Genomic DNA, 24,151 nt, shown 5'->3' with positions numbered 1-24,151 from the left:
CCGTCGCTGGACAACGATGATGATCCCCTCGCGGGACGCCCGGCCCGGGGCATCGTCGTATTGGGATTTTCTCGATGCCCAGGTGCGGATGTTTCCAGCCGTCTCCTAGTGGTGCGACACTTTCTTGAATTGCGATGCCGGCAGTGTTTGGCTTGCGGCATGGGCGAGGCTGCGGGTCACACGCTTCCCGTTTGCCAGTCCGTGGCTGAGCTCGTGCGGGGAGGAAGTAGATGCCAGTAACTGGGCCGATCGTGGGCGGAGTAAGTCTCCGCTTCCGGGCGAATACGGCACAGGACATGACATGCCCGTTCCCCGCCACGCAGAAGAATCGTTCACGATACTGCGCCGGCCACTTCGAATCTCCTCCCGAGCTCCCCCGGAAAGGAAAACACCATGCTGAACAACGAAGACCTCAAGCCCCTGCTGGAAACCAAAGCCAACGTGTTTGGCTCCGAAGGAGAAAAGATCGGTACCCTCGGTCAGATTTATCTTGACGATGGAACCGACCTCCCACACTTCGCTACCGTGAAAACCGGTCTGTTCGGTTCGTCTGAAAACTTTGTGCCGCTGGATGATGCGGAAATCTCCAATGGACAGCTCTACGTCAGGTTCACCAAGCAATTCGTGAAGGACGCGCCCAACGTCGATCCCATGGGGCATCTGAGTCCCGAGGACGAGGATCGCCTCTACGACTACTACTCGCAGGCCGGTCTGGGCGCGAACCGTGGAGTCACTGAACCCGAAACACCAGAGACCCCAAGAGACCAGGACAACCTCGAACCCGTAGGCCTGAACCAAGACACCCCGCAGGGCGCCGAAGAACATGTGCACACCATCGGCCCCACGTCCGGACGTCCCCGAATCCGGAAGTACGTGGTTACCGAGCATCCAGTGGACGCATCGGCGTCCGAACAAGCAGGGGCATCCTACGGCCTTTCCGGGGAGCATGGCGCGTACCTCGATGGACCGCAAACGAACGACGTGGAGCGGAACGGAAACGAATCACTTTCCGAAGGTGACCGTAGTGCGACGGAAGACGGGCCTGAAATGAAGCGTCCCCGCAGCGGCGAACGGATGGATCCCTGAGAAACGGCCTTGGGGCACGAGCAGCTCCTTGCGAGGCAATACCTAACGGGTGACAAATCAAGAAAGAGGTCGTTTGATGGAAACCACGGGTTCAGGTTCGAGTACTTCCAGCTATCGAGCCAACGAGAGGTTGGCTCGGGAACGCAGCCAATTCGGTGGCGTCAAGGTCGGCAGTGCGTTCTTTGGCTGGGTGACCGCCATGGGAATCACTGTCCTGCTCACGGCGCTCATCACAGCCTTTGGTGCCGGCGTTGGTTTGGCCACCGACACCGATCTGGGTACCGCCACCGAAAGCGTTGCCGGCAATCCGGATGCCACCGCCTGGATCTCCGCCATTGTCTTGGTGTTGGTCCTGCTTCTTGCCTACTTTTGCGGCGGCTACGTAGCTGGCAGGATGGCACGCTTTAACGGGATGCGGCAGGGAATGGCCGTCTGGCTTTGGGCGATCATCGCCGCGATTGCCGTAGCCGCGCTCACAGTCCTTGCCAACGTCAAGTTCGAGGCCTTGGGGCAACTAAACGGCATCCCACAACTTCCCATGGACGGCGCAATGTCCGCTCTTGGTTGGATCGCGCTGGCAATCGCAGTCATCGTCCCGCTGCTCGGAGCAATCCTCGGAGGCCAAGCCGGGATGCACTACCACCGGCGGGTGGATCGCAACAGCGAAAACATCTATCGGGCGCCCTAGCTCGGCCGGATACAAGTTCGCGGAAAGGGAGGCGGGCAGGACATCGATGAATTTGTGGGCACGTCATGCGGGTTCAATACCCGAAAGCGGCTGTCGCGCTTCCGGGGCACGGCTCGCGGCCACTGTGGCCATGCACGTTACCGAATGTACAAAAATCTGGAACCAATCCTAGGAGGACCCCCGTGGGTATCGGAGACAAAATCGGCAATAAGGCGCAAGAGGCCGTAGGCAAGATCAAGAAGAATACCGGCGACGCAACCGACAACGAAAGCCTGCAGGCGGAGGGCGCAAGGGAAGAGGCTGAGGCCAGGGCGAAGCAAGCCGGCGAGCACCTCAAGGATGCCGCCCGGGACGTCACCGACAAGTGAGCAATCCACGCAGGGCTAAGGTTGCTCTTGCCTGCAGGACCTGGAAGGTGGGGTCGACCGCATCAGCCGTCGACTCCACCTCCGTCTTGTAATGCACGGGTTACTTCTGCCCTACGCCGCGCTGCTTTACCCAGCATCGAAGCGTGCGTCGTCTTCGTTCGAGTCTTCGGGCCCGCGCTAATTTGAACCGGGAGCTGTACTTCCCGGTTCTCCGAGCAAGTCCGCATCTCTGTCCTTGGCTTCTTCGTTCCTCGGGGTGCCGTTGTCCAGCAACGTCTCGGCGTCGCGCAGCGGATCAAAACTGTCCAGCGTCGGAGGAACGGACGTTTGGTCCTCCTGATCCCCGTCGGCATTCTTGTGAGTCATTTTCTGCCTCCTCGTTGTCAGTCAATTCGTCTCCTCGTTGTCAGTCAATTCGTTAGGAATTTCGCAGCGAATCGATCAGTTCCTTCTTGTTCTGCTTCGAGTAACCACTCAACCCGATTTCCTTGGCCCGGGCCTTCAGCTCTGGAACAGTCCAGTCTTCGTAGTCGCCTGCCTTTCCGCCCCGCTTCCCTACTTTCGACCTTCCGTCGCGGGCAGCCGCGTTGGCGATTCGAGCGGCTTTTTGCTTGGAATTTCCTTCGTCGCGCAACTTTTCATAGAGTTCATCGTCCTTGATCTGCGGAGTCTTGTCCTTTGGCATTGTCATGCTCCCTTCACATCGAACTGTCCCTGGCCACTCCCTTTGATGTGTCGAACACGCACACTTCCGCCCGGAAGGCAGAAGGACATTCGGCCACAAATGGGTGCTGGTCCCTTCCAGCGCAGTGGGGCGGTCCCCGGGGCTGTGTCTGCCACGCTACTTGGCCGTCTTCGGGATTCCAACCTTTTTGCATCCCTTTGATGCGGGGCCTGCCGGTGTCTAGAGTTCAGTCAGCGGCGTGTCGAGCATCCAGGCAAGTGAAGTTCCATCCACCCGCCCTTCGCGCATTCCTTTGAGATGTGCGCTAAACAGGTCGAAGGGTATCCGCGGCGATCGATAGGCGCGCGCTCGATCATGGCTGAGGCAATCCGGGTTGTGCCAAACGAGCAATTGAAGCGTTCCCTCGTCGGCATGCACAAGGGCCGGTCCGCGTTGGATCCCCAAGGCATCCAGCCGCTGGGCAAGGGCCTTGGCGGACACCCCTCTTTCCCACAGGAAGGCAGCCAGCTCGCGGGGGGACTGCTTGTTCCAGTCAATCGACTGCACGGTCTCTTCGGGGAGTAAAAGAGCATAAGCAAATTCCTTCGACCATTGGTCCCTGCGTCGTGCCCGATGGCCGATTTCCGGTTGTCTTCCGCCCACCAACTCCCCGAGTTCACGCGCAAGCACAAGGTTCGCTTGGTACCAAGCGCCCGTGCCGCGCACTACCACGTACGTGACCTCGCCGGCGACCATGGCCCGGGCGTCGAATGCGGGCCCCTCGGCCACCACGAAAACCCCGATGCCGTAGGCATTTTCAATGGCGGCGGGTAAGTCCTGCATGAAAGGTTGCGAGGAGCCGCGCGAGAGTAGGGAAGCTACGTGGGTCGCGGCTTCTTCGGGCGTTAGCCCCGTGGGCGGCACGGGCACAGAGGGCGTAGTCAAGGCAACTTCCCGGTAGGCGCCCGCAGGAAAGGCAACGGTCTCGGCCACCCGGTCCAATCTGCCTCGGACATATGGCGGTCCTTCGGAATTGTGGGCGTCGGCCCGCGGGTCTCCCGTGATCAGCCATTGGAGCGAGACCTTCAGGATCTTGGCCAGAGCTGCCAGCTCACTGGCGCTAAAATTTCGTTGTCCGCTCAGGGAACGGCTTAAAGCATCTTGGCTCATGGCTGCTTGGCGTGCGATGCCTGATTGATTCAATCCTTCGGTGTTTGAACTGATGGCATCCCTGACGCGCAGACGAATTTGGTTCACCGGAATCGAGTCCTCCTTTCCCATCGTTCTTTTCCCAACTCATCGGTGTATGTGGCCGCAACCTCCCCCCGGGGGCTGTTCCCAGCATTGCCGCCCATCCGGGCCCGTGTAAAGATAAATGCATGGTGGCGTTCAAATGCCCTTTCCCCAAGCGGGCGAGCCGGAATCCGGCAACGTGCGGGAAGATACCCTCCGTCATGACCGAAAATCCACGCACCGCACCGAGGAACCAGCCCACCGGCTGGCCGTGAAAGCGGGTGAGGCAAGTTCAAGGGAGCCGTTCGCAACAGACCGATTTTCCCGTGGGGCTGGCTTCGCAAAGAATACGGTCAAGCCCAGTGGCACTTGAACGGGTGTCTCGTGGGAGCAGCCCGTGTTCGCCCATTGTCCGGGCACCGAATCGGCACGCTCGCACGTCAATATCCCGCATTCAATCCCTCCTTCCGCATACAACGTCCATTGATACCGCACTCCTTGACCCGAAAACTCGGAAAGCATGTCGGCCGAGTGCGGCACACCGTTCCACCCCGATTTGAACTGCTCCCCGAAAGTTGGACTGAATAATTCAGATCCTTACTTTCGGGGAGTTTTTCATGCGTCAAAATAGTTCATTGACCGCCGAGCAGCGGCTGGCTGCCGTCGATCTTTTCGAGCAGGGAATCGGGCATAAGGCGGTATCCTCAAGACTGAACGCCGGTGAACACGCCGTTCGTGGGCTCGAGAAACGGTTCAGGATTTGGGGTAGGGCAGCGTTGGAAAGCAAACCGACCAATCAGGTGTATTCCTTCGAGTTCAAGCTCGCGGTCGTCCGCCAGTTCCTCGACGGCGAGGCGACGCTGATGGAGCTTGCCCAACGACACCGGCTCAGCTCCCCGAACCTTCTCAGGACCTGGGTCAGGACCTACCGGGAACAGGGCGAGGACGGGCTGCGTCCCAAGGCCAAGGGCCGTCCCAAGACCGCTTCCGGCGCCGAAGCGGGTGGACCCACCGAACTCGAGAAGCTGCGCCGCGAGAACCAGCGGCTGCAGGCGGAGAATGCATACCTAAAAAAAGTTCGGGCCTTGAGGAACCAACCACCGCGCTGAAAATCAGCGCGGTGATCGCCCTCAAGGCCTCCCACCCCTTGCCCCTGCTCCTGGCCGCTGCCGGGCTTCCCCGCTCCACGTTCTTCCACCGCCAGGCCGCGCTCAAGGCACCGGACCGGCACGCGGAGCTCCGCGCACGGATCCACGAGATCTTCACCAAGGCCATGGGCCGGTACGGGCACCGCCGCATCCACGCCGAATTGCTCGGCGGCGGGTGGCAGGTGGCGAAGAAGACCGTGCTGAAGCTGATGCGCGCCGAGGGCCTGGTCTGCAAGGTCCGCAGCAAGCGAAGGTATGCCTCCTACAAGGGCACTGTCGGCAAGGTCGCCGAAAACCTGCTGAAGCGCCAGTTCGACACCGAGGCACCGAACCTGAAGTGGGTGACCGACGTGACCGAATTCAAGATTGCCGACAGGAAGGTCTATCTTTCGCCGGTGCTGGACCTGTTCGACCGCTCGATCGTTTCCTACTCGGTGTCGCAGTCCCCGACCGTGGCCTTCGCCAACCAATCGCTTAGCGAGGCCATCGGGACCCTGGCCGCGGGCGAGGCGCCGATGGTGCACTCGGACCAGGGATTCCAGTACCAGCACGCCAGCTGGCAGAGGCTGCTGGCCGACGCCGGCATGACCCAATCCATGTCGCGCAAGGGCAACTGCCTGGACAACGCCGTGATGGAAAACTTCTTCGGGCACCTGAAGGAAGAGATGTTCCACCACCACGAACACACCAGCGTCGAGGCGTTCACCGCCGAGCTCGACGACTACATCCACTGGTACAACTATGACCGCATCTCGTTAACGCTCGAGTGCCTGAGCCCGATGAAATACCGGGCCCAGGCACTGGCTGCGTAGACTTTTACTTACCGAGTCCAACTTTCGGGGACCAGTTCAATTCCGCTCCCTCGCCATGGGGCTTCGACTTCCGGCTGCGGGTTACTGTAAGGAGTTCACCATGAGTACCTTTGGCATCGAAGAGGAATTCTTTCTCATGGATCCCGAAACCGGATTGCCCGCTGCTCCCAGTGAGAAGGCCCGCGAGGCGCTCATGTCCCTACGTGCGGGAGAGAGCAGTTCACAGCACGAGCTCCTGGATTGCCAGATCGAAATGGCCACGCCCGTTTGCTCCTCCGCGCAGCAGGCCCTGGATTCTGTCCGTGGCTTCCGGCAAGGCCTTGCGAGGACTGCATCGGGGCACGATCTGCTTGCAGTCTCCCTGGGCACAGCCCCGCTGATCGGGGCATCCGCAGCCGGGATCGCCCCAACCGAACGCTACAGGGAGATACACCGGTACCTGCCTGGCATCAGCAGCGAGCAATATGTATCGGGTCTGCACGTGCACGTCTCGATCCAGGATTCCGAGGCCGGGGTGCACGCCCTCAACGGCATCCGTAGATGGTTGCCCGCGCTTGCGGCTCTCGGCGCAAATTCACCGTTCTGGCGCGGGCAAGACTCGGGGTTCGCCTCGTGGAGGAGTATCCACTACCGTCAATGGTCGGTGCAGGGAATTCCGCCTTATTTCACCGGAGCGGATGACTACTTCAAGCGGCTAGAACAAATACTTGGTTCAGATGTGGTTCTTGATGCCGGCCATATCGGGTGGGCGGCCCGCCTTTCAAACCATTATCCGACCATAGAAATCCGGATTTCCGATGCCCAATTGCAGGCCGACGAGTCGGTGACGTTGGCGTTGATCATCAGGGCACTTGTGGAGACGATCATCCGTGAACCCGTTCCGCAGGATGGAATACATCCTGAGATGCTTGATCTCGCATTCTGGCAGGCGGCTAAGAACGGCCTGGAGGGCAACCAATTGCACCCCGAGACCGGCGATAGAGTACCGTCCGATCAAATTGTGCGAGTCCTGCTCGGCCATATCCGCGATGCGCTGGATGAGAACGGCGACCTCGAGTTCGTGAAAGCCGCCACGGACCAACTTCTGACTCGCGGCAATGGTGCCCGGCGACAACGAGAGAGCATGGCCCTGGGCGGAATCGACCGGGTCATCAATGACGCGGCAAGCGCGCTTACGGCCTGAGTTCTGGCTCGCCCCTCGAAGACGGGCAAGCCCCAGGCCGCGAAGGGCGGGATGCGTTTCGGTGCCGCATCTCACCGAAGCCGCTCCGCACAACATCCTCTCTCGTGAAACCGACTAATCCATCGACGGTGGCCTGGTGGTTGGGTCGGGGTGCGGCATGGGGTCTGGCCCCGGGGCCGGGCTCGGCGAGGGGAACGGGTCCGGCGAAGGATCGGGAATAGGCGATGGATAGGGCCCGGGTTCCGGATCGGGATGGGACGGGGGCCCTGGCGGAAAGTCGGGACCTGGTACCGGGTATTCCGGATCCGGACCCGGCGGCGGGCCCGGTGGGGTCTCAGGCGCGGGCTCGTGCTCCGGAGGAAGCGTGAGGCCCTGGGGATCGCCGAATTCTGGCGTTCCCTGGCCGAACTGCTTGAACATATTTTCTCCTCTGACTGTGGGAGTAGAAAGTCGTCCCTTCGCGGATTCCACTGGCAGCCTGGCACCATGACCCGACTCGCTTGACCGTTCGTCAATCGTTGCACGGGACGCAGAGGTCAGTCCACCGTATCGACATCACGACTGTCGAAAGCGCCAGCGCCAGCGCTTCCGGCAGGCAATATCCAGGCGCATCGAGGTTTTACCAACACGCGGTGCAGGAGCCCGAACAAATCGGCCAAATATTTTTCCGGTTTCCTGTTCCCCGCGTCCGTCGTTCGATAATGTCTCCTGCATAGAAACTAGCCAGAAAGAAGATTCAGGATTCACATAGTGGCGCCACGACCACTTAGAAATTACCCGGGCATGGGCCCGGTGGGGCGATTACGGGCAGCTATGGGCAATCCACTCGTGGAAAGTCATTCCACTCAAGGTCGTTGCACGTGCGTTCGACGACTGGGTTCCACCACATAGTGTTCATACGCTGGATCTTCAGCACAGCGTCACACTGCATCCCTCCGGGATACGCACGCAAAAGTCTCCTTCGAGGGGTGCAGGGAATAACATTGGGGGATCCTGCACCCCGCGAAGGAAAAGGTCCCGGACTCCGGTGCCAGGGAGACCTTTTCCGCCATGAGTGCCCCAGCGATGGCGTGTGGCTTTTCCCGGAAATCAAGGTACGCCTCTGGGTGCATTCGCGACCGCCGCAGGCCAACTAGAGTTGTTCTCGGAGCAATAGCGAACAACACAAACTTTCTAGGATGGCAGATGCACCGGCTGGCGGCACTATCCCTGGGCAATCGCGCCCTCATCGCATTGATCACGGTCTTTGTGGCGGTGTTTGGCGTGATCACCATGGGGCAGCTCAGGCAGGAGCTCATCCCCGCACTCGAGTTCCCGCGGATTTCGGTGCTGGCATCCCAGCCTGGAGCTTCCCCGGAGGTCATCGACAGGCAGGTGGCCCAACCACTCGAGGGCGCGCTCCAGGCAGTGGAGGGCTTGGAATCCTCCTCCTCCACCTCGCAAACCGGCTTCACGACCCTCTCACTGTCCTTCGCCTACGGAACCGATCTGGACCGGGCGCGCGCCCAGGTCGACAAGGCCATCTCCAATGCCAAGTCCTCGCTTCCCGAAGACGTCGAACCCTCGGCCTTTGCCGGTTCCATCGCCGACTTCCCCATCGTCTATCTCGCGGTTTCCGGGGGCGAAAACCTGAACGACCTGCGCGCGGACGTCGAGCGTCTGGTGCTGCCCAAGCTCTCCAAGGTGGAGGGCGTACGTACCGCAGAAGTTTCCGGCGGCACTTCCCAGCACATCGCAGTGCTTCCCGATACCGCCAGGCTTGCCACGGAACGCCTCAACGGCAACGACCTGAAAAAGGTCATCGAGGAAGGCTCCGGACTGATGCCGGTGGGCCGTCTGGACACAGAGGGCCTTGACCTGCCCGTCACCTCCGGCTCCACCATCGATTCCCTTGACGCCGTCAAGTCGCTGCCGGTGCGGGGTGCCAGTGGCGTTCACGAGCTTTCGGAGCTGGCTGATGTCAGCATGCAAGAAGACGCCGCCACCTCGATCACGCGCACCAACGGGATCGAGACGCTGGCCGTGTCGGTGACCAAGAAGCCAGACGGGGACACCGTGGGCATTTCCCATGCAGTCGCCGCGCTGCTGCCCGAGCTCGCCGCGCAGCTGGGGCCCGACGCGACGTTCACCACGGTCTTCGACCAGGCCCCCTTCATCGAGCAATCCATCCACGATCTCACCGTCGAGGGACTGCTGGGACTGGGCTTCGCCGTCGTGGTCATCCTCATCTTCCTGCTTTCGGTGCGCTCCACCCTGGTCACTGCGATCTCCATCCCGCTGTCCTTGTTGGTGACCTTCATAGGCCTGCGCACCGGCGGCTACACGCTGAACATGCTCACCCTGGGCGCGTTGACCATCTCCATTGGCCGCGTGGTGGACGACTCCATCGTGGTCATCGAAAACATCAAGCGCCACCTCGCCTATGGCGAGGAAAAATCCAAGGCCATCCTCACCGCCGTGCGCGAGGTGGCCACGGCGGTGACAGCCGCGACGCTGACGACCGTGGCAGTGTTCCTGCCCGTGGCCCTGGTCGGCGGCATGGCCGGGGAACTCTTCCGACCGTTCGCGCTGACCGTGACCATTGCCCTGCTGGCCTCGCTGTTGGTCTCCCTGACGATTGTCCCGGTGCTGGCCTATTGGTTCCTGGGCCACAGCCGGCCAGGGGCAGCCGATGCCGCAGCGGCCAGGGCGGCCGCCGAAAAGAGGGAAGCGAAGTCCTGGCTGCAGCGCGGCTACTCCCCCATCCTGCGCAAGACGCAGAAACACCCCGTCATCACCTTGACGGCCTCCGTTCTCCTGCTGGGACTTACCGTCGTCTTGATCCCGCTGGTGCCCACCAACCTGCTGGGCGGCACCGGGCAAAACACCTTCTCCGTCACCCAAAAGCTGCCGGCCGGTTCTTCCCTGGAAACCACCATGAAGGTGGCCGAGCCGGTGGAGGAGGCGCTGCGCGGGCTCGATGGCGTCGTGGATGTGCAGCTGACGGCAGGTTCCCCGTCCGGCGGCTTCGCCGCGTTCCAGGGCGGCGCTACCGACACTGCCGGCTTCACGGTCATGACCGATGCCGACGCCGACCAGGAAGCCATCCAAGCCGCCGCCCGCGCCGCGGTGGCTCCCCTGGCCGGCGACTCCGAGATCTCCATCTCCGCCGCCGAGGGCGGCCGGGGCGGCTCCTCCGCGATCACCGTCCAGGTCGGCGCGCCCACCCCGGAGCTGCTCACCGAGGCAACCCATGCCACTGTGGCGGCCCTGACCGGAATCGAGGGCGCGACAGACCTGGGCGACAACCTCTCCGAGGCGCGCCCCCAGGTCTCCATCGACATCGACAGGGCCGAGGCAGCCGCCGCCGGGCTCTCCGAGGAACAGATCGGCGCGCTGGCCGCCGGGACGCTCTCCCCCGTCCCCGCGGGCACCGTGCGCCTTGGCTACACGGACTACCCGGTGCTCATCGGCGAGGGAACAGAGCTCACCGATCTTGACCAGCTGCGGAACCTGGTTCTGCCTGCCGCGGGCGGCACCTTGAAACTGGGCGACGTGGCGACGGTGGAGCGCTCCGAATCCCCTGCAACCATCACCTCCTCCAACGGGGATCGCATTGCCACGGTCTCCGTCACCCCGGGGGAAAACGATCTGGGTGCGGTTTCCGCCGAGGTCGCCAAGCGCCTCGAGTCGCTCACCCTGCCCGCGGGAGCCACCGCGGAACTGGGCGGGGCGGCCACCGAGCAGGCCGAGTCCTTCGGCCAGCTCTACCTGGCGCTGCTGGCGGCCATCGCCATCGTCTACGTGGTGATGGTCGCGACCTTCAAGTCGCTCATCCAGCCGCTGATCCTGCTGGTCTCCATCCCGTTCGCCGCCACCGGCGCCATCGGCTTGCTGCTGCTGACCAAGGTGCCGCTCGGCCTGCCGTCCCTGATCGGCATGCTGATGCTGGTGGGCATCGTGGTCACCAACGCGATCGTGCTCATCGACTTGATCAACCAGTACCGCAAGCCGCGCGACGGGCACCCGGCCATGGACCTTGCCGACGCCATCCACCACGGTGCCCGGCAGCGCCTGCGCCCGATCCTGATGACGGCACTGGCCACGATCTTCGCGCTGGTCCCGATGGCCCTGGGCCTGACCGGTGGCGGCGGATTCATTTCCAGGCCACTGGCCGTGGTGGTCATCGGCGGGCTTCTCTCCTCCACCGCGCTGACCCTGATCCTGGTGCCGGTGCTCTACCACCTGGTGGAGGGCGCCAAGGAGCGGGCGGCCAAACGCCGCATCGACAGGCACTCCGAACCTGGCACACGGGCCGGAACCTCGGTTGTTGTCACGCCGACCGAACCGACGCGGGAGCTGATCACTGCCATGGCAGCGGCCGGGCGCACGCCGCTTGCCGATGGCGCATCCGTCGGGGCGGGCAACTCGGGCAACGGCTCGGTACCACCGCCGGTCAGCGCCACGGGCACCGCAGCCTCGGGCACCTTGATCAATCCGGCCACCGGGATGATCCCGCTGACCCGCAAGGAACGCAAGGAAGTCGAGGACGTGCTGAGGAATCAGCCAAGGGATTCCTGAGTCCGAACCGGGTGCGGGGCGCCATCCCCGCCCATCGGGCCGGCATCATTCCGGCCCCTTGAACTCCGGCGGCCACACTGGCCCGGAAAACGGGTACGGTCCTCTGGCCACTTTGTCCGACCGCACGTACGCTCAAGTCATGGAAAAGGAACAGACACACACGGACGTTGAGGCCCTCGAATCCAACCAGTGCCTGGAACTGCTTCGAGCGGTTTCCCTCGGCCATCTCGCCGTGAGCCACGGCGACATGCCACAGATCTTCCCGATCAACTTCACGGTCGACCACGGCACCGTGGTATTCCGCACCGGGCCGGGAACCAAGCTGGACACCTTGCGTGCCCAGCCCCACGTTGCCTTTCAGGCGGACGGGGTGAACCCGGAAACCGGCGTCGCCTGGTCGGTCATGGTCCAGGGCAAGGCGGAACTTTTCGGCGGCATCGAGGAAACGCTGGATTCCTTCAACCTCATGCTCTTCCCCTGGGAATCCGGGCCCAAGGACCAGTTCGTGCGCGTCATCCCCAGCTCGATGACGGGGCGGCGGTTCAAGGTTGCCGATCCGCTGACCTGGTGGAAGCACATGCGCCACGGATAGGCCCTACTACTTCTGGCAGTACTTTTCACCGGACTTCGCGGCGCTCGGGGATGGTCCGCGCATGTCCATGAAATTCCCTGCCGGTGACGATGGACAAGCACGTCAAAAGGAGTATCGTCGAAGACGTCGGGACCCCTCAGGACTTCAATGTGGCTCTACCGGCCTATACCGCGCTCCAAGGAATCCAGGAGCAAGGTGTTCGTGCCGGCAACCCACGAGAACTTGAAGCGCGGGTCCCGACGCCCACACACCACATCCGCTCGGGGGATGCCGTGCGTCTCGCGCGACGGGAACTCCTCCCCCACACGCCCGCCTACCGGTGCTTCCCGGCCAGTGCGGTATCCTCGAGGGCATTTCGCGGCACGGCGAACAGCACCAGTGCGCACACGATCCCCGTCCCGCCGCAGATGGCCCAAACGATCATGTATCCGGCCAATGGCGCAGCGGTGTTTTCCACCGCCGTGTTCGATGCCGCCCCGGCCACCTGGCCGATGAGGGCCAGCCCGAAGACCGCCGAAGCGAAGGAACCTCCAATGGTCTTCACCGCATTGGTCAGCCCGGTGGCCATGCCCGTCCGGTGATAGGGGGCGGCTGCCGCAGCCGCCGCCGGCAGAGCCGCGATCAACGCCCCTGAACCAACGCCTGCAACCACCATGTTGGCCAACACCTGGGCCAGAGAGGCATGCAACGGCAGGAACATCAGATACCCGATGCCAACGAGCGCGCTGGCCGAGACCAGCGTCGCCTTGGCACCCACAAGTCGCGCAGCCACCGGGAACAGCAACGCTCCCACAAGCATCGAAAGCACATACGCCCCAATGATGACCGAGACGCCCGATGCGCCCAGCCCGAGGCCATACCCATTGACGGCCGGGTCGGTGCGGGCGAAGGTGCTCATGGGAATCTGGGCCCCCAGGACCGAGACGCCAAAGAGTCCTGCGGTCAGCTGCACCGGCCACATCGACCGGGCGAAGAGGACCTTGAAATCTATCAGCGGATCGGCCTGCTTGTTTTCGTGGCGGTAGAACACGTAAAGCACGGCCAGGCCCAGCACCATCGATCCCCATGGCAACGGGCTGCCGGCGCCGTTGATCCGCAGGAAGCTCAGTCCGCTGGTGAGCAGCAGCAGGCAGGCCGATGGCCAGGTAGCCGAATCCCCCGCGTCAATCCTGGCCCCATTGCGCTCCCCGTCATCGGGCACCCCGAAGGCCACGGCAAAGATGCAAATCGTCGTGGCGATGGCGGGGATCGTCATGGTCAGCGGAACACTGCCGCCGAAGACCCCGATCAGCGCGCCGCCTGCCAACGCACCGGCAATCACCCCGACCTCGAGCGCCCCAACCAGCAGCCCCGCCGCGCGACGGGTCATCGGGCCGGGGATGCCCAGTTTCCGGGCGCGTGAAAAGACGATGGCTATTTCCAGCGGCAGCCACACCGCATAAACCCCCTGCAATGCCCACGAGACCAGGAAGGTGGTGAAGGATCCGGAAAACACCACTGCCCATGACGCCAGCGCGGTGACCACGGCCGAGAGCAGGAGCATCTTCTTGTGCCCGAAGATGTCACCGAGGGATGCCAACAGCGGGACCGCCAGCGCGCTGACCATGAGCTGGGCGGCCTCGAACCAATTCACATCCGCATCGTGGATTCCCAGATGGCGGGCTATGTCGGTCATGAGCGGGGTGTAGTAGCCCTGCAGGATCCCGCTGGTGAGTTCCACAATGGCCAGGAACCCGACGATCCCGGCCACCGAGTTCCAGCGCACCGGATCCCGCCGGGCAGGGTCCTGGTTGATCGATAGAGGCGTGTCCATGGCCGGAGCCTACCGCGAAGCCGAAGCGAGACGTGAGTGACGCCACATGAGCCCCGGGGAATTATTTGGTGACGATTCTCGCTATTCCATGCAAACGCATATAAATCTGGCATACTGGTTACCAGAGCGAAGTCCACCCAGCCCAACAGGAGGCATCATGCAGTTCGGTATTTTCTCAGTCAGTGACATCACCCGCGATCCCACCACCGGCAAAACGCCGAGCGAGGCCCAGCGCATCAAGGACATCGTTGCCATTGCCAAGAAGACCGAAGAGGTCGGCATGGACGTCGTCGCCATCGGCGAGCACCACAACCGCCCGTTCTTCTCCTCGTCCCCCACCACCACTTTGGCCTACATCGCGGCGCAGACCGAGAAGATCATTCTCTCCACTGCCACGACGTTGATCACCACGAACGATCCGGTGAAGATCGCCGAGGACTTCGCGATGCTGCAGCACCTCGCCGACGGCCGCGTGGACCTGGTGCTCGGACGCGGCAACACCGCCCCGGTCTACCCCTGGTTCGGCAAGAACATGCAGGACTCGGTGAACCTGACGATCGAGAACTACAACCTGCTGCGCCGTCTGTGGGACGAAGACACGGTGAACTGGGAAGGCAAGTTCCGCGCCCCGCTGCAGAACTTCACCTCAACCCCGCGCCCGCTCGACGACGTGGCCCCCTTCGTCTGGCACGGATCGATCCGCACCCCGCAGGTCGCCGAAATCGCGGCCTACTATGGCGACGGTTTCTTTGCGAACAACATCTTCTGGCCCAAGGAACACTACATCCAGCTGATCAACCTCTACCGCGAGCGCTACGAGCACTACGGCCACGGCCGCGCGGACCAGGCCATGGTGGGCCTTGGCGGGCAGTTCTTCATCCGCAAGAATTCCCAGGATGCCAAGAATGAATTCCGTCCCTACTTCAACAACGCCCCGGTCTACGGCCACGGCCCCTCGATGGAGGACTTCACCGACCAGACCCCGCTCACCGTGGGCTCGCCGCAGGAAATGATCGAAAAGACCCTGACGTTCCAGGAGGCATTCGGCAACTACCACCGCCAGCTGTTCCTGGTCGACCACGCCGGCCTGCCGGTCAAGACCGTCCTGGAGCAGCTCGACCTCTTCGGCGAAGAAGTGTTGCCCACGCTTCGCAAGGAACTTGAAGGCCGCAAGCCGGCCGACCACCCCGAGGCACCGACCCACGCGAACCGCGTTGAGGCCCGCGACGCCAAGCTGGCCGCCGGGAAAGCCAATGTCTAGCCAGGCCTCGCTTCGTTCCGCGTCCGCCGCCTGGGAAGCAGTATTCCGGGCACAGGTCACGGTGATGCGCGAGATCCAGAAACTCCCGGAGTTCAAGGAGCTCAGCACCCGTGAATACGATGTGCTCTTCAATCTCTCCAGGTGTTCCTCCGGTACCAGCCGGCTTTCGGACTTGAACCAGCACCTGTTGATTTCCCAGCCGAGTCTCAGCCGCATGGCTGACAGGCTGGAAGCCAAGGGCCTGGTCTCGCGCCAGTCGGATCCCACCGACCAGCGGGCTGTCCTCATTTCCTTGACCGAGGAAGGTGCCCGGCTGCAGAAGGCGATGGGCCGCGAACACGTCAAGGGCATCCACGACCTCATTGGCACCGCGCTCACCGACGAGGAATTTGCGACGCTGCAGCAACTGGCCACCAAATTGCGCCAACATGTGGAAGCGCCGTAGCCACTAGGTCCACACCGGACAATCCACAGGCCACGGGTGCCAAGGAATCCATCTTCCTTGGCACCCGTGGCCTCTTGCCTGCCCGGGCCGGGCCGACGGATCCACGTTAGACCCCGAACGGCTCCGCATAGCGGAAGTTACCCTTGGGCAGTGGCATCGGCGAGAGGTTCAACACCATGAAATAGTCGCCCCAGGACGGGTCCGAGGGAATGATCCCATGGGGCATGGCCGGCACGTACCCCAGGCGCCGGTAGTATTCCGGCTCGCCCAGCAAAATGATGGCGCGTTCCCCGCGCTGGGCGGCGCGATCCCGGATCTCATTCAGGAGTGCGGTCCCGACCCCCTGCTTTTGGTCCCCGGGATCCACCGACACCGGGCCAAGCCCCAGCAACGGGATGTCCCCGTCGAGCCATCCGCGCGTGGCGATCGCATGACCTGCCAAGTGGCCATCGACTTCTGCCACCACGGAATATTCGGGTAGGTACCCTTCGCAGGAATAGAGTTCGGACAGCAATGCCGCTTCCCCGGGTTCCCGGGCGGCGTCCGGGTCGGTGAATGCGCGCACGGTCAGCTTGCGGATCTCCTGCCGATCTGCCGGTTTCTCGCTTCGAAGCCTCATGCCACCAGCCTATGGCCAAAAGCAATCAAAATCCGCTAAGACGCAAGTGAAAGGCCCGGTTGGGAACCGGGCCTTTGAAGGTTGATCTCCTAGTGCGAGCCAACCGGATGATGCTCGTGGTACAGGCGCATCGTCGGCTTGATCGCCATTGCCGAGGCGACCAAAGCGACAATACCCGGAATCCAGGTATGCCATGCCACCATCGGCGTGCCCGAGGCGAAGCTGCCCATCCAAGGCGATGCAACAACCAGCGCTGCCACGACCAGCTGAACCCATTCGGCCGCCGGCATCCCGGGGGCAGCAAGGTTGATAACGCCGAGAACGATCAAGGCGATACCACCGGTCAGCATGTAGGCGGCAGACTGTCCCACTTCCGTAGTCCAGGTCATGGCCAAGACCGTGTAAAGGCCAGCGGCCACGGCGACCCAATTTTGCCATGCAGTCCATCGCTTCATGGTCTAGATCTCCTTTGTCTTACGTCCATCCCCCGATCCACGGCTTCTCCGGAATCGCGAAGGTTGCCCGTGCGGGCACCGACGGTTCAACGGGCCCCCACTTGCCTGGCACATTGCCCCTTCGGTTGTCATCTCATCCTGCCCGCAGCTCCCGCGCGAGGGTAGGGTCCAAAGTCACGGTCAGTGGGGTCGCATGGGGGCAATCTCCAACCCGCGTCGCTGTCCTTCGCTGCGTTTAGGCATCATCAAACGGTGCCCAGGGGATCCACGGTGCAGCTACCGGTAAAGTGGTCGGGTTCGTGGATCCAGACCAGCCACAAGGAACAAACAGGCTGGATGCGTTCGCAATACCTGCGCTGAGTCCTGACCGCGGATGGCCGATGACGGGCAACGGGTCCGGGGAAACTAAACTGGTTCAATGACTGCAACACTCGTGGCCAAGGACCTTGCCGGCGGCCATGCCAACCGGACGCTATTTTCTTCCCTCAGCTTCACCGTCTCCCCCGGGGACGTCATCGGGGTGGTGGGTGCCAACGGGGCCGGCAAATCCACGCTGCTGCGATTGCTCGCCGGGGTGGACGTTCCGCTGGGCGGAACCGTCTCCAGCGCACCGGACGGCGCGTTCATCGGCTGGTTGCCGCAGGAACACGAACGCATCGACGGTGAAACCATCGAGGCCTACCTGGCCCGGCGCACTGGCTGTGCTGCGGCAACCGAGGCCATGGAATCCACCGCCGAGGCACTGGGCTCCGGGGCACCCGGTGCCGATGACGCGTACGCCGCCGCCTTCGAGCACTGGATGGCCAGCGGCGCGGCGGATCTTGAGGACCGGGCTCCGGCGACGCTGGCGGAACTTGGGTTCACCCTGCCCACGGACACCCTCATGACAGCACTCTCCGGCGGACAAGTGGCCCGCGTGGCGCTGGCGGCCCTGCTGCTTTCCCGCTTCGATCTGGTGCTGCTTGACGAACCCACCAACGACCTTGACCTCGCCGGGCTCGAACGCCTTGAATCCTTTGTCTCTTCGCTGCGCACCGGCGTCGTTCTGGTTTCCCACGACCGCGAATTCCTTGCCCGCTGCGTGACCCGCATCGTCGAGCTGGACCTGGCACAGAACCAGGTTGCCGTGTACGACGGCGGCTACGACTCTTACCTGGAGGAACGTGCCATTGCCCGTCGCCATGCCCGCGAGGCCTACGACGAGTTCGCGGAAAAGAAAGCCGACTTGGTCGGCCGCGCCCGCACCCAGCGCGAGTGGTCCTCCCAGGGCGTGCGCAACGCGATGAAGAAGAACCCTGACAACGACAAGCTGCGCCGGAAGGCATCCAACGAGTCCTCTGAGAAGCAGGCGCAGAAGGTCCGCCAGATGGAATCGCGCATCAAGCGCCTCGACGAAGTAGCCGAGCCACGCAAGGAATGGGTGCTGCAATTCGAGATCGCCGCCGCCCCGCGTTCCTCCACCGTGGTCTCCACACTCAACGAAGTCTCCATCACCCGCGGCGACTTCACCTTTGGACCCGTTTCAGCGCAGGTCAACGCCGGGGACCGGATTGGCATCACCGGTCCCAACGGGGCCGGGAAGTCCACCCTGCTGAAACTACTGCTGGGGCACCTGGCGCCGGATTCCGGATCGGCCACATTGGGGTCCTCGGTGGCCATCGGCGAGATCGACCAGGCACGCAGTTACCTGGACGAGGGCACCGCCTTGGGCGACGGATTTGAACTTGCGGTTCCCCAGATGAACCCGGCCGAGGCACGCACCCTGCTGGCCAAGTTCGGCCTCAAGGCCCACCAAACCGCATCCCTGGTCCGAGATCTGTCCCCGGGTGAGCGGACGCGGGCGGGCCTGGCCCTGCTGCAGGCACGCGGGGTGAACCTGCTGGTGCTGGACGAACCCACCAACCACCTTGACCTGCCGGCCATCGAGCAACTCGAGGAGGCACTGGAATCCTACGAGGGTGCGTTGCTGCTGGTGACCCACGACCGCCGCCTGTTGGACAACGTCCGCCTGGATGCACGCTGGCACGTCGAGGCCGGAAAGGTGCGCCTGGGGATCAACTCCTGACGCCCGGTCGGCGTGGGCCCGGTATCGAGCTATTCCCAACGTCCGCCATGGATTCTGCGCTAGGCGAACCCGTGGACGGTGACCATTCATTGCTAAAGGGGACATGTTCGGGACATGCTGAAATGGTTGCACGTAACGTGTGCCAACCTACTGGACGGTACGTCGAAAGTGGTCTCCATGAAGAAGTCAGTTTCCAAGCGTGTGCCCCGAATGCCTTTGCTTTCCGGGCAGGCAACCCCCTCAGCCGGTGCCTGGATCATCCAAAGGAACGAGGCACCAACCTATGATGCCCCGACCTGTGAACGCTGTGACTCCAGCGAATATCTTGTCTATGAAAACGTCACCCTTCTGCTCGACTCCAAAAGGGTCCAGCCCCCATGCTGGGACATCGAATACTGGTGCGGTGCATGCGAGTCCTTCTACGGGATGCTCACCACCTACGTGCCCGAAGACCGCCAGGCCGTCAGGCTGGCGGCGGAGAATCCCCGCTACGTGCACTATCGCGTGACAGGGCCGGAACGCGGCAACAGCACGAAGGTCGCCCGGGGTGCCCGCCAGCAGCTGCCCGGCCTGACCGCAGTCGATTAGGGGCGAGTGCGAGGTGCGCACCTTTGGCATTGAGGAAGAGTTCTTCCTCATCGACCGTGAAACCGGGATGCCGGCCGTCCCACGGCGGCGCGTTTACAACGACTTGATGGCAGTGAACGGCGGAAGCAGTCCCACGCATCCCGAGTTCCTCTCCTGCCAGCTGGAGCGCAGTACGCCGATCTGCACCACGCGCCAAGAGGCGATCGAGTCCGTCACCGCCGCCCGCCGGGAACTTTCGGCTGTGGCGCGCCAGGCGGGGCTCCACCTCGTCGGGTCGGGCACGCCGCCGCGGATCCCGTCCGGCCCGGCAACTGTGCACGCTTCAGAACGCTACTATTCCATCAACGAATTCTGCGGTGCCATCACCGCCGAGCACTACCTCAGCGGCACCCATGTCCATGTGGGGATCGACGACCTTGCCTCCGGGGTGGAGGCCATGAACGCGCTCCGGCCATGGCTGCCGCTGCTCACTGCCTTCGGGGCAAACTCGCCCTACTGGAGGGGATCCGACAGCGGATTCGCGTCCTGGCGCACCATCCAGTACCGCCGCTGGTCCATCCAAGGCATTCCGCCGTATTTTGCTGACGAACAGGACTACCTGCGCCGGATGGAGTTCCTGCTGGCTTCCGACGTGGTCCTTGACCAAGGCCACATCAGCTGGGCCGCCCGGCTGTCCACGCGCTACCCCACATTGGAGATCAGGACGGCCGATGCCCAGGTGCGCGCCTCCGACGTCGTCCTCCTGGCGTTGATTGCGCGGGCCTTGGTTTCCGCCGGCATCAACAATCCCGGGCGCATCCCGAATCCGGCGCCCGAGGCCTTGGACATGGCGCAGTGGCAGGCCGCCAAGTTTGGTATCCGCGGAAACCAGTACGATCTGGTCACCGGCACCAAGTGCAGCATCGACCGGCGCCTGGAATCGCTGTTGCAGTACATCCGCCCGGAACTGCAGACCACCGGAGACACCGAATACGTCGGCGCAGGGCTTGCCCGGATGATGAGCGAGGGCAACGGTGCCGTGGCCCAGCGCCGTTCCTTCCATGAAGGCGGGTTCGACCAGGTGCTGGCCGAGGCGGACGCCCGGGTTGCCGACTGAACCATTCCCCGTGGACCGGGACCTTGATTCATTCGCCTCCGGACAAGGCCGCGTCAACCCCCGGGATTTGTTCCCGGTAGGTGTCAAGCAACGTCTTGGCCACGGAGATTGAATCCACCAGCGGGTGGGCCGCCAGCGCCCGCCAGGCCAGCTCGCCGCTCTTGTTTCTCGAAGCGGCAATTGTCAACCGCTCGACGGCCTTGACCTGCTGCAGCAGCCCCAGCATCTCGCCGGTGACCGGCGCGATCCGCTTGGGCGCGATGCCGTCGCCGGTGACGGTGCACGGCACCTCGATCACCGCGTCATCGGGCAGCTGGGGAACCAAACCGCGATTGGCCACATTGAGGATCATGGTCGCGGGCTTGCCACCGAGCAGGGCCGTCATGAGGTCGAGGGCGACTTGCTGGTATCCCCCTCCCTCGATGTCGGAGGCCTGGCGAGCGGTGCGTTCGGACTCGGGCCGGCTTTCGGCCATGTAGCTCGCCTCGCGATCGTGCTTGGTCCGCTGCCACAGTTCCAACGCACTGTCGGGATGGTGGCAGGCCTCCTCGTAGAAGCGTCCCTGCTGGCGGTGCAGGAACTCGCCGCGGGTCTCGGCCGAGCCGCGCAGGCGTTCTGTGGCTTCGCGCTGGAAGTAGTAATAGTAGAGGTACTCGTTGGGAATCGCTCCCAGTGTCCTGATCCAGTCGAAGCCCATGAGCCTGGCTTCCTCGATGGCTTGAAGCCCCGCGGCGTCGGCCAACAGCCCGGGCAGTTTGTCCACTCCGTCCACGGTGAGGCTGCGCAGCCAGCCGAGGTGGTTCAGGCCCACATAGTCGAAGTCGACGTCCTCGGGGGTGGATCCGATGGCGTGGACAGCCCGGCGCATGAGCCCGATCGGTGTGTCGCAGATGCCCACGACGTTGTCTCCCAGCGCCTCCCGCATGGCCTCGGTGACGATGCCCGCGGGGTTGGTGAAGTTGATGAGCATTGCCTCGGGGGCGTGCCTGGCCACGCGCTCGGCGAGGTCGCGGGCGTGGGGCAGGGTGCGCAGGGCGTAGGCCAGCCCGCCGGGACCTGTGGTTTCCTGGCCGAGCACGCCCATTTCCAAGGCGATCCTCTCGTCCTTGATCCGTCCCCCGGTGCCTCCGATGCGCATGGCGGAGAAGATGAAGGCGGCACCCGTGACCGCTTCATCCACTCCGGAGGCCGTGGTGACGCGCGGGGGCCGGGGCAGGGAAGGGGCCATCTGCGCCAGCACGGCCTCGATGGCTGCCACCCGTTCCGGGTCGGAGTCGAAGAGGCACAGGTCGGTGATGCGCACCGTCTCCGTGTCGCCCGAGATGGCCTCAAAGATTTGCGGCACCCGGAACCCGCCGCCTCCGATGATGGTCAGCTTCATGCCAGAATCACTTCGCTTCCTGATGTCCTGAATGCTTCGAGGGTCTGGGGATCGGCACCCTTGCTGGTCACCAGCGTGCCAATGCGCGAGGCGGTGCAGACCTCGCGGAGGCCCACCCCCGGGAATTTCGTTTCGTCGGCCAACAGCACAATATTCGAGCTGGCGGCCAGCAGTGCGTGCTTGACGGGAACCTCGATGCCGGTGGTGTCGAGCACCGTGGTGTCGGGTCGCACTCCGCTGCAGCCCAGGAAGCCGATGCTGGCACGAATGTTGGCCAGCGATTCGAGGGTCATCGACCCCACCAGCGAATGGTAGGAGCGCCTCAGGACTCCCCCGAGGATGACCAGCTCCACCTCGGTGTCGGTGCGCAATTCATCGAGCACCGCAATACTGGAGGTCATCACCGTAATCTGGCGCCCACGCAGTGCCCGGGCGAGCAAGGCGGTGGTCGTCCCGATATCCAGCAGGACCACGTCTCCGTCCCTGACCAGCTCGGCTGCGCGGCGGGCGATGTTTTCCTTCGACGGCGGACCGGCGGCGAGCACCTCGCGGAAGGGGATCTTCTCCGCATCGAGGCTTCCGCCCCCGTGGACTCGGCGAAGTTGGCCTTCGGACGAGAGTTGGTTCAGGTCCCGCCTGATGGTGGACAGACTCACGCCCAAGTCATCGGCCAGCTGCTGGACCGAGACATCACCGGTCTCCTGGATCCGGCGCAGGATGGAACCCTGCCGTGCGCTGATGAGCATGGCATCACCCTAGCAGTCAGAAATGCGCAAAAACGAGCATTTTCAATCACTTGAACCGTCTCTGGACGCATGCTAACGTCCAGTCCAAGGGTGCTCCCAGCGGCCCCGCGCCACGGGCGATCCGGGGGTGCATCGACCCGACCCGCAGCGGCAGGCTCCATGCGGCACAAGTCAGAGGAATACAGCGGTGGACACAGCATCCGATCCCGGCACCGATCTTGATCTCTTCCTCCACGGGTCGCTCTTCTTCGACATCATCTTCACCGGCCTGCCCTCCGCCCCACAGCCCGGCACCGAGGTCTGGGCCGAGGGCATGGGATCGGTCCCCGGAGGCATCGCGAACCTCGCCGTAGCCGCCGCCCGGCTGGGGCTGTCCACCGGGCTCTCGGCCGGCTTCGGGGACGATGCCTACGGCGCCTGGTCCTGGTCGCTGCTGGAAGAGCAGGAGGGCATAGACCTGAGCCGCTCGCGCATCTTCGCCGAGTGGCATTCGGCGGTCACCGTCTCCCTGGCCCGCGGCGGCGACCGTTCCATGGTCACCCACGGGCACCCGATGCCCGTCAGCGCCATGGAGCTGATCGGAACCCCGCCCACTTCCAAGGCCATGATTGCCGAGCTGGCACTGCCCGGGGACGAGGCGCCCTGGTGGCTGGCCACCGGTCCGAACCAGGGCAAGGTCTTCGCGGCCGTCGGCTGGGACCCCACCGAAAAGTGGGATCCGGCCATGCTCGGGGACCTGGAACGCTGCCACGGCTTCCTGCCCAACCACGTCGAGGCCATGGCCTACTCCCGCACCTCCACCCCGGACGCCGCGCTCGAGGCCCTCGCGACACGCGTCCCGCTGGTTGTCGTCACCCGGGGCGTGGAGGGGGCCATCGCCATCGACTCCACCACCGGCGAACGCGCCCGCGTTCCCAGCCTGCCGGTTCCTGCCATCGACCCGACCGGCGCCGGCGACGTGTTTTCGGCCGGCATCGTGCTCGGCACCCTGGCCGGCTGGCCGCTGGAGCAGCGTCTGCTCTTCTCCACGCTGTGCTCGGCCCTGGCCGTGAAGCACTTTGGCGGCTCCCTGGCTTCCCCGGGCTGGGGAGACATCGCCGACTGGTGGGAGTCAGCAAAGCTGCGGGCTCGGGAGAACGCCGAGTGCGCCGACATCGCCAAGCGCTACGGTTTCCTGGACGAGGTCCTGCCGCAGCACCAGCTCAATGCCGTGCGCCGGGCCGAGGCCACGTTCGGGTTGCTGACCGAGGCCGAGGCACACTACCGGACCAATGGATACAAGCCACTTCCCCCGGCCCGATGAACCGCACCCGCCGTCCCGGCGGCGGCCACCGAGACATGTCGCATC

The 24,151-nt window shown here is 63.6% G+C and carries 22 protein-coding genes; 14 read left to right on the top strand and 8 right to left on the bottom strand.

What is annotated here, in order from left to right; all coding sequences use genetic code 11:
• Positions 1-393 precede the first annotated feature (393 nt).
• From Q2T94_RS16590 to Q2T94_RS16580, 3 genes are all read left to right on the top strand, one after another.
• Positions 394-1,086, top strand: a complete 693-nt coding sequence (locus Q2T94_RS16590; protein WP_264269377.1) for a PRC-barrel domain-containing protein — start codon at positions 394-396, stop codon at positions 1,084-1,086.
• A gap of 76 nt (positions 1,087-1,162) precedes the next feature.
• A complete protein-coding gene (locus tag Q2T94_RS16585) occupies positions 1,163-1,774 on the top strand; it encodes a hypothetical protein (protein WP_264269376.1) in 612 nt (203 codons plus the stop codon).
• A 182-nt stretch (positions 1,775-1,956) separates the two neighbouring features.
• Positions 1,957-2,142 carry a CsbD family protein gene (locus Q2T94_RS16580; RefSeq protein WP_264269375.1) on the top strand — a complete coding sequence of 62 codons (186 nt, stop codon included), beginning with the start codon at positions 1,957-1,959 and terminating at the stop codon, positions 2,140-2,142.
• 177 nt (positions 2,143-2,319) lie between these two features.
• Here the strand turns inward: Q2T94_RS16580 and Q2T94_RS16575 are convergent, their stop codons facing one another.
• The 3 genes from Q2T94_RS16575 to Q2T94_RS16565 form a co-directional block, all read right to left on the bottom strand.
• Entirely contained in the window at positions 2,320-2,508 is a 189-nt protein-coding gene (locus Q2T94_RS16575) for a hypothetical protein (protein ID WP_264269374.1), read from the bottom strand.
• 52 nt (positions 2,509-2,560) lie between these two features.
• A complete protein-coding gene (locus tag Q2T94_RS16570; RefSeq protein ID WP_264269373.1) occupies positions 2,561-2,827 on the bottom strand; it encodes a DUF7218 family protein in 267 nt (88 codons plus the stop codon).
• Positions 2,828-3,046: 219 nt separating this feature from the next.
• Complete coding sequence (locus Q2T94_RS16565; RefSeq protein WP_264269372.1) at positions 3,047-4,087, bottom strand: helix-turn-helix domain-containing protein; 1,041 nt, start codon at positions 4,085-4,087, stop codon at positions 3,047-3,049.
• Between the two features lie 569 nt (positions 4,088-4,656).
• Between Q2T94_RS16565 and Q2T94_RS16560 the strand changes: the two genes are divergently transcribed.
• The 5 genes from Q2T94_RS16560 (at position 4,657) to Q2T94_RS16540 (ending at position 12,334) form a co-directional block, all read left to right on the top strand.
• Positions 4,657-5,148 carry a helix-turn-helix domain-containing protein gene (locus Q2T94_RS16560; protein WP_255257245.1) on the top strand — a complete coding sequence of 164 codons (492 nt, stop codon included), beginning with the start codon at positions 4,657-4,659 and terminating at the stop codon, positions 5,146-5,148.
• A gap of 11 nt (positions 5,149-5,159) precedes the next feature.
• Positions 5,160-5,999, top strand: coding sequence for an IS3 family transposase (locus Q2T94_RS16555; protein ID WP_255257244.1), 840 nt, complete (start codon positions 5,160-5,162; stop codon positions 5,997-5,999).
• A 100-nt stretch (positions 6,000-6,099) separates the two neighbouring features.
• Positions 6,100-7,182, top strand: coding sequence for a carboxylate-amine ligase (locus Q2T94_RS16550; RefSeq protein ID WP_302265811.1), 1,083 nt, complete (start codon positions 6,100-6,102; stop codon positions 7,180-7,182).
• Between the two features lie 1,185 nt (positions 7,183-8,367).
• Positions 8,368-11,742, top strand: coding sequence for an efflux RND transporter permease subunit (locus Q2T94_RS16545; RefSeq protein ID WP_302265809.1), 3,375 nt, complete (start codon positions 8,368-8,370; stop codon positions 11,740-11,742).
• A gap of 139 nt (positions 11,743-11,881) precedes the next feature.
• On the top strand, positions 11,882-12,334 hold the full coding sequence (locus Q2T94_RS16540) for a pyridoxamine 5'-phosphate oxidase family protein (protein WP_264269369.1): 453 nt from the start codon (positions 11,882-11,884) through the stop codon (positions 12,332-12,334).
• Positions 12,335-12,647: 313 nt separating this feature from the next.
• Here Q2T94_RS16540 and Q2T94_RS16535 read toward each other — a convergent pair whose 3' ends face one another.
• A complete protein-coding gene (locus Q2T94_RS16535; RefSeq protein ID WP_302265808.1) occupies positions 12,648-14,147 on the bottom strand; it encodes an MFS transporter in 1,500 nt (499 codons plus the stop codon).
• Between the two features lie 157 nt (positions 14,148-14,304).
• On the opposite strand from Q2T94_RS16535, the gene Q2T94_RS16530 reads away from it, so the two are divergent.
• Together Q2T94_RS16530 and Q2T94_RS16525 are read left to right on the top strand one after the other, a co-directional pair.
• The gene (locus Q2T94_RS16530) at positions 14,305-15,408 is read left to right on the top strand and encodes an LLM class flavin-dependent oxidoreductase (protein WP_302265807.1); all 1,104 of its coding nucleotides are present in this window, start codon (positions 14,305-14,307) and stop codon (positions 15,406-15,408) included.
• Positions 15,401-15,853, top strand: coding sequence for a MarR family winged helix-turn-helix transcriptional regulator (locus tag Q2T94_RS16525; RefSeq protein ID WP_302265805.1), 453 nt, complete (start codon positions 15,401-15,403; stop codon positions 15,851-15,853). The genes Q2T94_RS16530 and Q2T94_RS16525 overlap by 8 nt, the downstream gene beginning before the upstream one ends.
• A gap of 106 nt (positions 15,854-15,959) precedes the next feature.
• Here Q2T94_RS16525 and Q2T94_RS16520 read toward each other — a convergent pair whose 3' ends face one another.
• Both Q2T94_RS16520 and Q2T94_RS16515 read right to left on the bottom strand, forming a co-directional pair.
• Positions 15,960-16,472, bottom strand: a complete 513-nt coding sequence (locus Q2T94_RS16520) for a GNAT family N-acetyltransferase (protein ID WP_302265803.1) — start codon at positions 16,470-16,472, stop codon at positions 15,960-15,962.
• 89 nt (positions 16,473-16,561) lie between these two features.
• Positions 16,562-16,927: an SPW repeat domain-containing protein gene (locus Q2T94_RS16515; RefSeq protein ID WP_302265801.1), complete on the bottom strand. Its 366-nt coding sequence runs from the start codon at positions 16,925-16,927 to the stop codon at positions 16,562-16,564.
• A 418-nt stretch (positions 16,928-17,345) separates the two neighbouring features.
• Here Q2T94_RS16515 and Q2T94_RS16510 point away from each other — a divergent pair, with 418 nt between their 5' ends.
• The 3 genes from Q2T94_RS16510 to Q2T94_RS16500 all read left to right on the top strand — a co-directional run bounded on the left by Q2T94_RS16510 (position 17,346) and on the right by Q2T94_RS16500 (position 20,676).
• On the top strand, positions 17,346-18,992 hold the full coding sequence (locus tag Q2T94_RS16510) for an ABC-F family ATP-binding cassette domain-containing protein (protein ID WP_302265800.1): 1,647 nt from the start codon (positions 17,346-17,348) through the stop codon (positions 18,990-18,992).
• 177 nt (positions 18,993-19,169) lie between these two features.
• The gene (locus Q2T94_RS16505; protein WP_302265798.1) at positions 19,170-19,580 is read left to right on the top strand and encodes a hypothetical protein; all 411 of its coding nucleotides are present in this window, start codon (positions 19,170-19,172) and stop codon (positions 19,578-19,580) included.
• 13 nt (positions 19,581-19,593) lie between these two features.
• Positions 19,594-20,676, top strand: a complete 1,083-nt coding sequence (locus Q2T94_RS16500) for a carboxylate-amine ligase (RefSeq protein ID WP_302265797.1) — start codon at positions 19,594-19,596, stop codon at positions 20,674-20,676.
• Between the two features lie 28 nt (positions 20,677-20,704).
• Here the strand turns inward: Q2T94_RS16500 and Q2T94_RS16495 are convergent, their stop codons facing one another.
• Together Q2T94_RS16495 and Q2T94_RS16490 are read right to left on the bottom strand one after the other, a co-directional pair.
• Positions 20,705-22,057: a 6-phospho-beta-glucosidase gene (locus Q2T94_RS16495; RefSeq protein WP_302265796.1), complete on the bottom strand. Its 1,353-nt coding sequence runs from the start codon at positions 22,055-22,057 to the stop codon at positions 20,705-20,707.
• The gene (locus tag Q2T94_RS16490; RefSeq protein WP_302265795.1) at positions 22,054-22,803 is read right to left on the bottom strand and encodes a DeoR/GlpR family DNA-binding transcription regulator; all 750 of its coding nucleotides are present in this window, start codon (positions 22,801-22,803) and stop codon (positions 22,054-22,056) included. The genes Q2T94_RS16495 and Q2T94_RS16490 overlap by 4 nt, the downstream gene beginning before the upstream one ends.
• Positions 22,804-22,990: 187 nt before the next feature.
• Between Q2T94_RS16490 and Q2T94_RS16485 the strand changes: the two genes are divergently transcribed.
• Positions 22,991-24,106, top strand: coding sequence for a PfkB family carbohydrate kinase (locus Q2T94_RS16485; protein ID WP_302265793.1), 1,116 nt, complete (start codon positions 22,991-22,993; stop codon positions 24,104-24,106).
• The last annotated feature ends 45 nt before the right edge of the window (positions 24,107-24,151 follow it).

Origin of the sequence: Paeniglutamicibacter sulfureus, from assembly GCF_030512175.1 — a bacterium.
GTDB lineage: Bacteria > Actinomycetota > Actinomycetes > Actinomycetales > Micrococcaceae > Paeniglutamicibacter > Paeniglutamicibacter sulfureus.
This window is presented reverse-complemented; position numbering and strand designations above follow the sequence as displayed.